The following is a 14,057-nucleotide window of genomic DNA, read 5'->3' as shown; positions in this document are numbered from 1 at the left end:
CTCTCCCAGACCCGGAAACTAGCGCAGTCCGAAGGCCCGCACGACGGTCTGGGTGACCGTGTTGCCGGCGGAGTCGGCGGCGCTGACGCGGATCGAGGCGAACATCGCCCACCCCGGCGCGTGCAGGGTCGTCTGCCAGGAGCCGTCACGCCGGTCGAGCGGCACGCGCTGCCAGGTGCGGCCGTCGTCGTACGACACCTCCAGCTCGACCTTGCCGACCTTGCCGCCCTGGTGGACGCCTTCGAACTGCCGGGCGCTCACCTCCAGGCGGGCGCGGCGGTCGGCCCGGCCCGCGAGGTCGGTGTCGACCGTGTAGTGCACGCCCATCAGCGGCAGCCGCCGGATCTCGTCCGGTGCGGCCCCGGTGAACGGGAACGTCCACTCGGTGCGGGTGCTGACCGAGTACGGCGACACCACCGACTGGCTGGTCTCGGTGATCAGCCGCACCGGCCGCGGGCCGGGCGTGAGCGTGCCGTACATGCTGCTGCCCGGGTTCTCGGCGATCAGCTCGTCGCCCTGGTACAGGCTGGTCTTCTGGCTGATCTCCCCTTCCCAGACCAGTGCCTGGTGGTGCGGGTCGGAGTCGCCCCAGTTCGGCAGCGCCCACACCATCAGGTCGTTGCCGAGCATCGTCGGGCGGCCCGACACGAGACTGTCCTGCAGCATGGCGGGCCGGCCGACCGGCGCGAACCAGCGCACCTGGCTGCGGCTGCCCGGCCGGTAGCCGAGCAGCTCCGACGAGAACGTCAGCGGCTGCACGGTGGCCTGCTCGAACCACTGGTTGCCGTGGTCGGCCGACACCCAGTCGGTGCGGGCGCCCTGCGCGGGCACCGGCAGCACCGCGCCGCCCAGCGCCGACCCCGGCTGGTCCGGGGACACGTCGTAGCGCAGCCCCAGCCCCGAGCCGGGCACCGGGCTGCGGTAGGCGACGTCGATGCGGGCCAGGTCACGCGGGCCGGGCCGGTAGGACACGTCCTTCGGGACCACGCCGCGGTAGCGGTGGACCAGGTCGTACACGTAGGACGGGACCGGGTGCGACTCGACGCCGTAGCGCTGCCTGCCCTTGGCCAGCTGCGTGATCAGCTGCTCGCCCTGGTCGCGGCCGATGGCGGCGACCGGCAGCGCCGGGTTCGGGTTGTCCAGCTCGTACCAGGCGTCCAGGCGGCCGTCGCCGTCGTTGACCAGCAGCATCATCCGCGCCCCGGCCGCGGCGGCCGCGTCGGCCTGCGCGACGACGTCGCCGCCCGCCCGGTGCCGTACCACGGCGGCCTTCCCGCGGACCCGTGCCCGCTGCAGCTCGGCGGCGGTGCCGAGGCCGGCGTAGGCGAGGTCGAGCTGCTCGCGGCCGTCCGGCAGGCTGCGCGAGGCGGTCTGCATGAGCAGGTCGTCGTAGCGCTGCCCGTACCCGCTGATGGTCAGCGGCGGCTCGACGAGGCTCCAGCGGAACCCGAGGCTGAACGCGCCCTGCTTGACGGCGCGGCCGGTCGGGGTGGCCCAGATGCCGTGGTAGCGGCTGTGGACCGTGTAGTTGTCGAAGAACGGCGACAGGTCGGCGTAGGTGCGGCCGTAGTCGATGCGCACCTCGGCCCGCGCGGTCGGCGTCTTCACCTCGGCGGAGACCTGCCGCAGCTGCCGGGCGTCGAGCACGACCGTGCGGTCGCCGGTCAGCACGATCTCCGGGGCGAGCAGCACGCCCAGGCCCAGCGAGTGGGGTCCGGCGATGCCGGGCAGGTCCGCGTGCATGATCGCGCTGTAGGTGCCCGGCTGCAGGCTCGCGGTGAGCCGGCCGGTGCCGTCCACCGTGTACAGCTTCGGCACGGTGTCGCGGGTGATGTCCTTGAGCAGGATCACCCCGGCCAGGCCGCGTCCGGCGCGGTCGCGGGTCTGGAAGGTCAGGTCGGCGCGCTCGCCCTCCTTGTTCAGCCCGACCAGGGTGCGCAGCCGCTGCCCGCCGGGGCCGGTCGCGTCGACCGCGACATGGGCGTAGGTGTCGTCCTGCGCGTTGTCCAGGGCGATGTGGACGGTCGCCTCGGCGGTGCCGTGCGCGGGCACGGTGATCCGCTGGGCGTCGAGGGTGAACAGGCCCGCCGGCGCGGTGGGCGCGCGGACGGCCAGGTCCAGGTCCACCGGCGCGTCGCCGGTGTTGGTGTAGACGACCTTGCGGTCGACGCGCTGCCCCGGCTGGTAAGGCCAGGCCAGGTCGGTGAAGTCGGTGCCGGTCGCGAACACGGTCGCGCCGGTCGCCGCGACGGCGTCGACGCGGCCGATGCCCTCGAAGTACGGGTCGATCCGCTCGCCGTTGCGGCTCGTGCTCATCAGCACGTCCTTGAGCCGCTGCCCGGTCCAGTCCGGGTGCGCGGCCGCCAGCAGCGCCGCCACGCCCGCGACGTGCGGCGTCGCCATCGACGTGCCGCTCATCGTGGTGTACAGGCCCTCGCCCTCGCTCGACTGCTGCGAGCGGGCCGCGTACACGTCCACGCCGGGGGCGGTGATGTCGGGCTTGAGGGCGTTGTCGCCGCGGCGCGGGCCGCGGCTGGAGAAGAACGCGAGCCGGTCGAGGCTGTCGACCGCGCCGACGGTCAGCGCGGCGTCGGCCGCGCCGGGTGCGCCGACGGTCTGCATGTCCGGGCCGGAGTTGCCGGCCGCGATGGTGAACAGCGCGCCGGTCTGGGCGCTGAGCTCGTTGACGGCGCTGCTCAGCGGGTCGGTGCCGTCGGTTGGCGCACCGCCCAGGCTCATGCTGACGACCTTCGCGCCCTGCTGGCGGGCGGCCCACTCCATCCCGGCGATGATCCAGGAGTCCTGGCCCTCGCCCAGGTCGTTGAGGACCTTGCCGACGTGCAGGCGCGCCCCGGGGGCTACGCCGCGCTCCCTGCCGTCCGATGCCGCGCCGGTGCCCGCGATCGTCGACGCGACGTGGGTGCCGTGGCCGTGCTTGTCGGTCACCTCCTGCCCGGGTACGAAGCTGGCGGTCTGCGCGATCTGGCCGGCCAGGTCCGGGTGGGTGACGTCGACGCCGGTGTCGAGCACCGCGACCGCGACGCCCGAGCCGGTGTTGCCGGTCGCCCAGACCTGCGGCGCGCCGATCTGCGCGGTCGTGTCGGCCAGCGCGGCGCGGACTTTGCCGTCCAGCCACACCTTGGTGACGCCGCCGGCCAGCGCGGGCCGGGCGTCGGCGCGCTTGGCGGCGGCCGGGGCGGTCAGCGCCGCCCAGAACCGGTCGGCGTCGCCGCGCTGCTGCTCGACGGCCGCGCCGTGCACGCTGTCGAGGCCGCGTACCTGCACCGAGCCGGGCAGCGGGGTCCGGCGGGCGGTCGCGCCGTCGGCGTACTGCACAATAAGCGGCAGCTGAGGCCGACGGGCGTCGTCGTAGCCGTCGGCGATGAGGTCGGTGACGTTGAACAGGCGCTCGTCGAGCAGGCCCGCGGCGACGTACGGCGCGGCCGCGTCCGGGTAGACGTAGGTGTCGGTGCCGTAGGTCAGCACGTGTGCGCCGACAGGGCCGCCGTGCTTGCTGCGGACGCTGGTGGTGGTGCGGCCGCCGGGCAGCGCGGTGACGGTGACCCGGTCGCCGGTGATCAGCGTGATGGTGTGCGATCCGCTGGGCTTGACCGGGGCTTTCCCGGCGGGCCCGGCGGCGACGGCGCTGCCTGGGGATATGGCCGAGATCGTGCCCAGTGCCAGCGTTATCGCCAGCAGGGCGTGCGCGGGGGCGCGGCGTCTCGGTGAGGGAAGTGCTGCCACGAGGCGGACTCCGTTCGTGCGGGGGGTGAACGCCCGAAGATCGTCGCAACGTCGCAGGCCACACGGGACAGGTCGGCGATGGCGCAGATGTGACTCGCCCCTTCGCGCCATCCGCTTTCGCCGGGTGGACGTCCAGCACGCCAAGATCGTCGGACTTGCCAGGCACCTGGGCGAAACCGGCCTCAAGATACGCACACCTGCCAGGCAAGTCCGACGATCTTGGGGCGGCCGGGGCCGTTGCCGCCCCAGCGGGTATGCCTGGCACTACCTCGGTTCGGCCCGCTGGGCGGCTGGGCCGGGACGCTCCCGCTGGCTAGCGTGTCCACATGCCCTCTGAGCAGCCACATCACCTCTTCGCCGCACTCGCCACGCGCCGCTACCTGATCTCGGAATGGCCCTGGCGCGCCCTGCTGTCCGTGCTCACCGCGCTGCCCGTCCTCGGCGTCGCCGCGCTGCTGCTGTCGCCGATCACGCTGCCGTGGGCCGGCTGGCTCGTGCAGTTCTCCAACGGCGGGCTGCACACCGCGCCGCTGGTGTTGGTGTCGGGGCTCACGACAGCCGGGCTCGCCATGTTCGGCACGCTGCTGGCCGCCCCGTTCGCCGCGCTGGAACGTCGCCGCGTGGGCATCGTCGACCCGCGCCCGGTCGACCACCTGCCCCGGGCCGGCAACGTGGCGTCCTGGTTCGCCGCCCGCTACGCCGAGCCCGCCGCCTGGCGTGAGCTGCTGTACCTGGTACTGCTGGCGACGGTGGCCCCACTCGTGTACGCCACCCTGGCCTTCACCGCGTTCATCGTCGGCACACTGATCATCAGCCCGCTGCTGGTGCCCCGGAACGCCGACGGCCGCTACGGGATCGACAGTGCGATCAACCTGGGCCCGTGGCAGGCGAGCACGCCCGCTCAGGCGATCCCGGTCGCGCTGCTGGGCCTGGCCCTGCTGCCCGCGCTGGCCTATCTGACCGGGCTGGTCGCGGCCGGTCACGCGGCCACGGCCCGGGTGCTGCTCGGCGGCGGAGGGCAGGCCGAGCTGCGCGAGGTGGCCCGGTCGCGGAGCCGCCTGGTCGACGCGTTCGACGCCGAACGCCGCCGCATCGAACGCGACCTGCACGACGTCGCGCAGCACCGGCTCACCAGCCTCACCTTGCAACTGGGCGTCGCCCGGCTGGACCTGCCCGACGACACCCCCGCCGCGCAGGCGCTGGACCGGGCGCACGCCGAGGCCAAGGACCTGATGGTGCTGATGCGCGATCTCGTGCACGGCATCAGCCCGCAGACGCTGGCCGACCTGGGCCTGCCCGCCGCGCTGCGCGACCTCGCCGACCGCAGCCCGCTCGACGTCACGGTCACCGTCGAACCGGACGTCGCCGACCGCTACCCGTCGCGAGTGGAGAACACCGCGTACTTCGCCGCCTCCGAGGCGCTGGGCAACGTCGCCAAGCACGCAGGGGCCACGACAGCGGCGATCCGACTCGCCCGGCACGGTGACGCGCTGGTCGTCGAGGTGCGCGACGGGGGCAAAGGCGGGGCGGACCCGGCTCGCGGCACCGGCTTGACGGGCCTGGCCGACCGGGTCGCGGCCGTCGGCGGACGGCTGCTGCTGTCCAGCCCGGCCGGAGGCCCTACGCTCGTACGGGTGGAGTTGCCGTGCCTGCCGTGACCAGGGTCGTGCTGGCCGAGGACGGCGTCCTGCTGCGCGAGGGCCTGGCCGGGGTGCTGGAGCGCTTCGGGTTCACGGTGGTGGCCGCGGTCGGCGACGCCGACGCGCTGCTCGCCGCCGTGGCCGCCGAGAACCCCGAGCTCGTGATCACCGACATCCGGATGCCGCCCGACTTCACCGACGACGGACTGCGCGCCGCGTTGGCGTTGCGGGCCGCGGACCCGGGCCGCGCGGTCGTGGTGCTCAGCCAGTACGTGCAGGCCGAGTACGCGTCCCGGCTGCTCGACAGCGGTGACGGGCGGCGGGTCGGCTACCTGCTCAAGGACCGGGTCGTCGACATCGCCGACTTCGTCGGGGCGCTGCGCTCGGTGCTCGGCGGCGGCACCGTCATCGACCCCGACGTGGTGCGGCGGCTGCTGGCCCACCGCCGCGACCCGGTCGGCGAGCTGTCCGGCCGCGAGCGGGAGGTGCTGGCGCTGGTCGCCGAGGGCCACTCCAACGCGGCGATCGCCCGCCGCCTCACGGTCACCGAGGCCGCCGTCGGCAAACACGTCGGCAACATCCTCGCCAAGCTCGGCCTGCCACCCGACGACGACACCAACCGGCGGGTCCTGGCCGTGCTCGCGTACCTGCGCTCGAACCCGGAACGCTGAACCGGTCCGAGGTCAGGGCGGTTCGGCAAGTTCGTGCGGCGTAACAGGCCACGGAAGTGGTTCGGCATCGAGGACGGTTCGAGGCCGAACCACTGCGCCAGCATTAACCTGACCTACTTGATGGCTTCGTCGCGCGGGACGCCCGTGCCGTCCGCGTCGACCGGCGCGCCGAACTGCCGCACGTCGGCAACTACCGGCGCACCATCGGCATCATCGGCGCATCGCGGATCGGCCGCCGCTTCATCGAGCTGCTGCTGCCGTACGATCTCACAGTCCTGGTGTATGACCCGCTCCTGGACCCCGCCGACGCCGCGGCGCTCGGCGTCCGCGCCGGCGGCCTCGACGACCTATGCGCCCACAGCGACGTGGTCAGCGTCCACGCCCTCGAGCTGCCGACCACCTACAGCGGGACTGCCGTTCGCGCACCCGGTGCGGCCCGAACGCCTCGCCTCCAGCGCCTGACCGGGCCAGGGTTCGCGGCGTTCCTTGACCGCGACCTGGTCGGCCCACCACCAGCCGAGCAGAAAGCCGGTACGCAGTCAAGGATTACCGCCTCTAGGCTGGCGCCGCCAAACAGTACCGGCCCAGCCGCGTGGCACCAGCTTCACGCCTTCCGTTCTGGACAACTACAACTCGACCCATGGCCCTTGTGGAACTATCGCACCTTATGCCTCGCTGATGCTATTCGCCTAATTCGTTTGGTTCTTCCAAATTTCGCCAGTAACTCCAGCACCTCGGTGACGTTCGAAACCTCTGCCAGCCGAATCTGCAACCAGTCGGACCAAGTCTCGACAACATCCCCACTCAAGCCAGAGATATTTCCAAACGCTTCGAGGATTTCGACCTCCCGCGCTCGCCGGAATGCATACTCCCGCTGATGATCGTCCCTCAGTATCCCTATCCAGTCTTGCCTAGAATTAGGGTCCTCAATTTCGAGCATATGCAATGCCACACCTGTGCCGAGCACGACATCGGGGTCTAGCGACACAGCTTTTAGCAACTCTTCGCGGCAGGTGCCGGTTTGCATTGCCTTTCTGTAGAGCTCCCACCGCTGATGCTCATCATCAAGGTTCTCTGGACCGGCTTCGCCGAGACAAAGCGCAAGCCGGCTAATTGCGACTTCAAACTCGCCAGCTTCTAGCACCCTGTCCTCTTTCCGGTTACCGGGTCCTTCGGGTGGTTTTTGTTGTACTCAGCCATCTTGGCACGCATCGAATTCCTGAGCGTCTTGAGATTGTCCTTGACGAACTTTTCTTGCGCGCTCGTCAAAACGACGCCCTTATTGACCGGCTTGCCGTTCTGCCCAATCCGGATGTCGAAGCCATTGCCCTTCAAGTGGGCATGTGGCGGCCAATGATCATTCGCATAGATCGAGATGCTCATCCCCTTCGGGCCGCGAGCGATGACTCCGCTGGGTCCATTGTCGTTGTGAACGAGTACGGGCGTATCCCCTGCGAGAACATAGTATGTGTGAATGTCGGCGACGGTCAGGTTGTGCATGGCCTTGGAACCGATGTAGTTGTCGACCTTGGCCACCGTGACCGGCGTGCCGCTATGCGTACGGAGCACCTCGCCCGCACGCAGCTCGGCAGCAGCCACCCATTCCTGGCGAGTCGCGGACCAGAACGGGTGTTCCCAGGTGGTGTCGATGACCCGGCGGGCGCCTGACTCGTCGACGACGGTTACCAGGGTGAGCTGCCGATCCTGGTTGAGGTGTAGTTGCGTGACCGCCTTCGCCGCGGTCTGCCCCGTGTCAGGGTCGGTGGCCAGTACCTGGTCGCCGACTTCAATGTCCTTGATCTTCTTCGCAGTTCCGTCGGCGAGGAGCACCGGAGTATTCGGATCAAAACTGTTGCAGCCGTCATTCTTACCGCGCCCCTTGCCGCCTACGCCGAATACGATGCCGAACCCTGTCCGGGTAAATATCGACACGTAAAACAGCCCGAATCCCGCTTGCACCGCGACGACCAGGAGGCCTTCGAGTGGACCGTACCCTTGCGGATTCATGGCGGCGGCGCACGACGAGGAGCGCTGAAGGTCCGCTCCCGGCGTACACCCGTACTCCGCGCACACCTCCGGGTTGTTCTCGCAGAAGCTCATCTCCTCGACGCGCCGCTGCAGGTTGGCAGGCAACTTCTTAAAGGGCTTACCAGTGAGCCCCAGCGACGTCACTTCGAGTTTCGACTCGGCAAGGCCCTGCTCGTGTTGTTCTGACGTGACACCGTCACGATCGGACGTGGTGCCGTCGTAGTAGCAACCGTGGCCGCCGCCTGGGCAGGGGTCGAGTCCTGTCGGATCACTCAGGGTCACGGGGTTGTTGTTGCTGTAGGCGTACCCGTTCCAATGCTGGGGGTCGCCGAGGTCCATGATCGGGTCGACCGAGACGAACTTGCCGATCAGCGGATCGTATTCGCGTGCGCCGATGTGGGTGAGGCCGTTGGCGTCCTTGGGTTTGTCGAGGAAGCCGTGGTCGCCGGGCCAGGCGGGTGTGCTGCCGCGTGGGCGGGCGTTGCCGTAGGGGTCGTGGCGGCGGCGGGCGAGAGTGTTGGTGGTGTTCGTGATGGAGATTTCGGCTGTGCCGTGGTGGTCGGCGATCAGGGTGGACACGCCGGCCAGGCCGGTACCGGTGCGCACCGCGACTGTCTGCCCGGCGAAGGTGTAATAGCGTTGCGCAGTCTTGACGCCGGTGGCGACGGTGAGTCGCAGTTCCTGGCCGCCGGGCAGATACACGGTGGTCTCGCCCGCCTCCCGGCGGAGGAGCCGTTCACCGTCGGCGGTGTATACGTAGGTGCTGGTCTGCCCGCCCGAGGTGACCGACGTGAGGTGCTCTTCGGCGTCCCAGGCCAGACCTTGTGATCCGGTGGTGGGTTGCGTGCAGGTGTTGGAAGCGGTGCCAGCCGGTCGGCAGGTCATGTTGCCGGCCGAGTCGTAGTCGTACTTGTAGGTCTTGTCGCCGCCGGGACCGGTCTCGTAGACCTGGGTGACTGCGTGCGGGCGCGCGCCGCCCTGGGCGGGGTAGGTGTAGGTGCGGCTGGTGTCGCCGCCCAGCGCGTGCAGGGTCTCCTTGGTGCGGCTGCCGGTCATCCCAGCGGCGCCGGTGAATTCGTAGGAGTTCCAGTACGGGGCGGGTCCGCCGAGTGCGGCGACGCTGGGGTTGGGGGTGCAGTCGGCGTTCGCCGGCGTCCAGGCTTCGGTCATCCGGCGCAGTTGGTCGTCGGGGTAGCGGAAGCACTGCGCGTCGACTGCCTGCCCGGCGGGCCTGTCGATGACCGACAGCACGTTACCGGCGGCGTCGTAGTCGTAGGTGGCCAAACGGTCGGCACCCGACGCGTTCTGGCGCACCAGTTCGCTGGTCTTGAGGCGCTTGGTGCTCTCCTCGAAGCCCTGTTTGAGGTGGTAGAAGTAGGTGTTGCCCAGGTCCAGGAACGTCAGCTGACCGTAGGCAGACCAGTTCGAGCCCGCGACGTAAGCGCCCCAGCCCAGGCCGCCGCCCATGAAGTCGGGCATGCCGACAGTGTCGTAGTAGGTGGTGACGGTCTCGGCGCCGAGGTTCGCGGTGGCGTAGTGCTTGAGGGTCTTGAGCTGCCCGTCGATGGTGTAGGTGTAATCGGTGGTGTAATCACCGCCGATCACGCCCTCGTCCGCGGGCATCCCCGTGGTGGGGAGGGTGACCTTGTGGCCGAGCGGCCGGTAGCCGTCGTCGTACGCGGTGATGGCAGTCGTGTAGGCGGCCGTGCCGGAGTACCGGGTGGACGAAGTGAGCTCGCCCTCGGCGAGGGTGTCGTAGGTCCACTTCGCGCGCAACGCGCCGGTGTCGTTGGTGTCTCGTAGTTCGATCCTGCGGCCTAGGTTGTCGTACTTGTAGGCCAGCTTCAGATTGCGGCCAACGTCGGTGGTGCTCTTCAGCTGCCCGGCGTCGTCATATGTGCTGTTCGTCGTGCCCTTGTCCGGGTCGATGGCAGAGGTCTGCCGGCCGAGCAGGTCGTAGCCGTAGCTCCACCGGTTGAGTGCCGGGTCCGTGACCGCCTCGATCCGGCCGGCGTGGTCGTAGCTGTAGACGGTGTCCTGGTGGGAGCCCGTCGGTGAGCCGCTCAGATATTGCCGCAGCTGTGTAGTGCGCCCGCGGGCGTCGCTGATCGTGGTCGTCGGTGTGCCACCCGTGGGTGGGTCGACGGTGACCCGGTCCCCGCCGTAACTCGTCACGGTGCGCCAGGCCTCGGTTACGCCTTTGAAGAAGATCTCATCGGTGACACGTCCGGTGCCGTCGAAGCGGTACTCGGTACGTCCTGGTACTGACGTCGACGGTATAAACAGGGGCGCGTTGGCTGGGTCGACCGCCGCGGTGTCCTTGTATGCGTGGTTGACCCGCCAAGCCTGGCCGCGGGCGTCGTAGCGGGTGTCGGTGATCACCCGGCCGCCTTCGCCGGCTGCAGCGGCCTGGGTCTGGCGGGGGCGCAGCAGGCCGTCGAACAGTTCCAGACTTGCGATCTGCGTTCCGTCGTGGATCAGCGTCTTGGTCACGATCGCGTTAGGTGCGTCGGTGCGCAGCAGGTACCCGTACTCGAGGTTCGGCGTCTGCGCGGTGGTGCGCCCAGGCAGCCACGCCTTGACCAGCCTGCCTAGCGCATCGTAGGCGGCCTCGGTGACCTTGTTGTTCGCGTCGGTGACCTTCTTCGGTACTCCGAACGCCGGGTCGAGGTCGGTGGTGACCTCGTGCGAAGTCAGGACTCCGGTGCCGTCGGGGTCCGGGGTCGTTACCTTCATCTTGGTGAGGGGCCCACCCGAGGACGGTGTCAGGCTGGTGGTGGTCGTTCGCCCGAGGGCGTCGGTGACACTGGCGATCCGGCCTTGGGCGTCATAGGTGGTGGTCGCAGCCGGCGCGCCGTAGTTCGGCGTGGACCCGGTGAAGGAGCGGACCTGCTCGACCTTGGTAACCAGCCCTCGGGTCGGCGCCGCACCGAAGGCGCCGCCGTCGTAGAAACTGCGCTCATCACTCACGACATCGCCGGGACGTTGCGGAGCGGTTGCACAAGCTGCCGACACGGTCTCGGTGCGCGCAACGGCACCGACGATGGTCAGATCGACGGTGGTGTCACGGGCGTACTCGTAACGCGTGCACAGGTCGTCGGCATCGGTGGCGGTGTCGCCCCGGTCGTCGACCTGCGTGGCCATGCCGTACATGTCGTCGAAGGCGGTTACGATCTTGGTGTTGCGGACCGCGCCGGGCAGCGCCGGTGCGGCGGTGCGAGTCTCCACGATGCCGGTGTTCAGGAAGTGCGCCTTGGTGCCATCCACGCCAGTCGCTGTCGCGGCCGACAGCCACGGCGTATTCACCGTTGCCGAGATCTCCACACCGGCGGCACCGTTGTACGTGATCTGCTCTCGGGTGAACCCGGCATAACGCTCGTGGTCGTCGATGCCATCGACGGTCACCTGGCGCTTGCCTCCGCCCGGCAGGTCGTCTTCGTCCATGCCCCGGAAGAACCGGTGACGCACCTTGCTCTGGTCACCGGCGTCGCCGGTGAGAACATCGACAGTGCCGTAACCGCGGAATTCACTCCAAGTGCGATGTTTCGGCTGGATGAGCTCGTTGTCGTCGTAGTGCCAGGCCGGAGCGTCGACATAGACGTAGTCTGTGGTCACCATCGGGTCGCGACTGGCGATCAAGTATGCGTACGGGTCGGCAACCACATTGTCGACCCGGTACCTGTGGAAGTACTCCCGGATCGGGTTCTGGAAGCCCTCCGGCGTCCAGTAGACCGGCATGCAGCGCCGTGTATTCGACTCCGGCGAGGAGGGAAGACTCGCCGGAGTGCAGTCGACGGGATCGTAGTTGATCGTGATCCGGCCGCCGGTCTCACTGCTGATCGACTGGATTCGGTAGCGGATCATGGCAGTGGCCACATCACCGGCGGCGTCGACGCGGTTGGCCATCTGCACCTTGGCGAAAGTAACCGTCGGCAGGGTGACCGCAGTGCCGCCGCGCAGTCCCTGGTGCAAGATCGAGTCCAGCCACAAGACAGGATCTGACTCACCGTCGCCCGGATCGGGGAAGCTGTGCGCCAGAGTCCACGACTCCACGTCGTCATACGCCGAACCGTTGTACACCCTCGTCTTCACACTGGTCAGGCGCTTGCGGGTGAAGAAGGCCGGCGACATCACGTTCGGGCACGAGGTGGTCGAGGAGCAGATCTGGTCGTACGGCACGTCGGGCCAGTTCGCCTTTGTCGACGCGTCCAGCGTCGCACAGTTGCTCAGGCACCTCTCTACGACGCCGAACTCGACGCGCATGGGGGCCGTCGTGGACGCCTCCGACCCCGACCGCTCCCCGTACTCGATCGTGCTCAGGAAGCCGCCCCGGGTATAGGGGGACACGGCTGTATTGCGGTTCCGGCCGTAGTAGTTGGTTTCCGGCGTGTAGACGTAGGTCATGGTGTTGCCATGCGGGTCGACGACGTAGTCGAGGTTCCACTTCCACGCCTGGTTGCGCCACGATGCGGCGAAGTCGCCGACCGCATATCCCGGCTCGTTGACGTGGTTGCCGAAGACCGGCACCGTCCACGCTGAGTTGAGCGCGGTCGTGTCCGTCTGCGAGCGTTGGCCCCGACCGAAGAAGTACTGCGTCCCGTCACTCGTAGTGACCTTCCAGTACTCCTTGTCGTTGTCGCTGTTCCAGCCCGTGTTGAAGCGCTCGACCTTGGACCCGTCGTCGTTCTTCAACCGCCACTTGCCGGTGTCCTCGTCCTTGACCAGCTCCGAGGCCTGGCCGTTCAGCGACAGGGTGGCGTTGTCGGACTTCCAGCACAGGTCGCCGGTCTCATGCCCGATGTTGTTCGCACCGGTTGTGTCGTCCCCGACGCAGGATACGTACTTTCGTTCCACCGATCCGGGGTTCATGTCCCAGCCGTCACCGATCCAGGAGCTCTGGTTGTTGGTCGAGGCCACCCGGCCATCCACAGAACCTGACGAATACGACAATCCCAGCGCCGGAGCCGGGCCGCCCACCGACGGCGGCGTCCTCAGCGGATACGCCCAAGAGAAGTCACCGGTCTGCGCCGACACCTGCCACGTCGCCGACGCGGCGAGCGGCGTGGCGGACCAGTCGCCGTTCGCACCCGAGGTTGCTGCCTGCAACGCCAGCATCACGCCACCCGCAGGCGCTGCACCATCCTCGGCCGCGAGCAACCTCCCGGTCCGCCCCGACACGTCGGCAGTCGGCGCACCGGTGAGAGCGACTGATGCGCTGACCGTGTGCTGTTGGAGGTTGTTGACTGACTTGACCGGTGTCGCGGTCTGGCACTCGCGCAGCTGTGGGGTGCGCGCCGCGCACTCCGGCAGCCGCACCAGCCGAAGTCGCGACGCCCAGTCACCGCCCGAGCCCTCGGCGAACGACGAGTAGTCGACGCTGAGCTGCACCTGCCCGCGGTCGTCGGCGTCAGCCGCGGTGACCTGTAGCAGCACGCCGGTCAGCCCGGCGGCCTTCGCCGCCGCCTGGTCGAACACCTGCACCTTCGCGTTGGCCGCTGATGCGTCCGTGGCCCCCACCGGGCGAGACAGGCGCACGGGCAGCCCGCCCGGAGCCGCTTCCCCGTATGGCTGCGGCGCGGTCGCAACCGGCTTACCCCCAGGCACGCTCACGGTTGTGGCCCCTGCTGCCGGCCAGCGCACGGCCTTCACCGTGGCCGACTGTGTGCCGCGCTGCTCGGCTGAGGCGCTGGGCTTGTGGTTATAGCCCGGCACGGAGGGTGTCTTAGGAAGCTCCGGCCACATGGCCAGACGCTTGGCCCGCCAGTTCGGATCCTCCTGCGAGTCGCCTCCCGCAACGGCCGCGACCGGCGGCACGAACATCGCCATGGTCACGGTGAGCACCGCGGTTACCCCGACGATCACCGCCCGCCGGCCGCTGCCCCAGCCGATACGCCTCGTGCCGAACATGCGTGTTCCTCCCCCGAATCCACCCGCCCAGGGGTGGACCATCAACAAAGTCTGCGGTGCGGTGTGC

The 14,057-nt window shown here is 69.1% G+C and carries 5 protein-coding genes and 1 pseudogene; 3 read left to right on the top strand and 3 right to left on the bottom strand.

Annotated elements, in window-relative coordinates; all coding sequences use genetic code 11:
* Positions 1 to 18 precede the first annotated feature (18 nt).
* Complete coding sequence (locus tag AB0B66_RS08795) at positions 19 to 3,744, bottom strand: S8 family serine peptidase (RefSeq protein ID WP_360525135.1); 3,726 nt, start codon at positions 3,742 to 3,744, stop codon at positions 19 to 21.
* A 326-nt stretch (positions 3,745 to 4,070) separates the two neighbouring features.
* On the opposite strand from AB0B66_RS08795, the gene AB0B66_RS08790 reads away from it, so the two are divergent.
* From AB0B66_RS08790 to AB0B66_RS08780, 3 genes and pseudogenes are all read left to right on the top strand, one after another.
* On the top strand, positions 4,071 to 5,402 hold the full coding sequence (locus AB0B66_RS08790; protein ID WP_360525132.1) for a sensor domain-containing protein: 1,332 nt from the start codon (positions 4,071 to 4,073) through the stop codon (positions 5,400 to 5,402).
* Positions 5,390 to 6,055 carry a response regulator transcription factor gene (locus tag AB0B66_RS08785; RefSeq protein WP_360525129.1) on the top strand — a complete coding sequence of 222 codons (666 nt, stop codon included), beginning with the start codon at positions 5,390 to 5,392 and terminating at the stop codon, positions 6,053 to 6,055. Before AB0B66_RS08790 ends, AB0B66_RS08785 begins: the two co-directional genes overlap by 13 nt.
* 161 nt (positions 6,056 to 6,216) lie before the next feature.
* Positions 6,217 to 6,447: pseudogene (locus AB0B66_RS08780) on the top strand (NAD(P)-dependent oxidoreductase); the annotation flags it as partial.
* A 263-nt stretch (positions 6,448 to 6,710) separates the two neighbouring features.
* Here the strand turns inward: AB0B66_RS08780 and AB0B66_RS08775 are convergent.
* Both AB0B66_RS08775 and AB0B66_RS08770 read right to left on the bottom strand, forming a co-directional pair.
* The gene (locus AB0B66_RS08775; protein ID WP_360525126.1) at positions 6,711 to 7,199 is read right to left on the bottom strand and encodes a hypothetical protein; all 489 of its coding nucleotides are present in this window, start codon (positions 7,197 to 7,199) and stop codon (positions 6,711 to 6,713) included.
* On the bottom strand, positions 7,193 to 13,990 hold the full coding sequence (locus tag AB0B66_RS08770) for a polymorphic toxin-type HINT domain-containing protein (RefSeq protein WP_360525123.1): 6,798 nt from the start codon (positions 13,988 to 13,990) through the stop codon (positions 7,193 to 7,195). Before AB0B66_RS08770 ends, AB0B66_RS08775 begins: the two co-directional genes overlap by 7 nt.
* Positions 13,991 to 14,057 lie beyond the last annotated feature (67 nt).

This window comes from Catellatospora sp. NPDC049111 (assembly GCF_040648615.1).
Lineage (GTDB): Bacteria > Actinomycetota > Actinomycetes > Mycobacteriales > Micromonosporaceae > Catellatospora > Catellatospora aurea.
The sequence above is the reverse complement of the archived record's forward strand: the minus strand, read 5'-3'. Positions and strand labels throughout refer to the sequence as shown.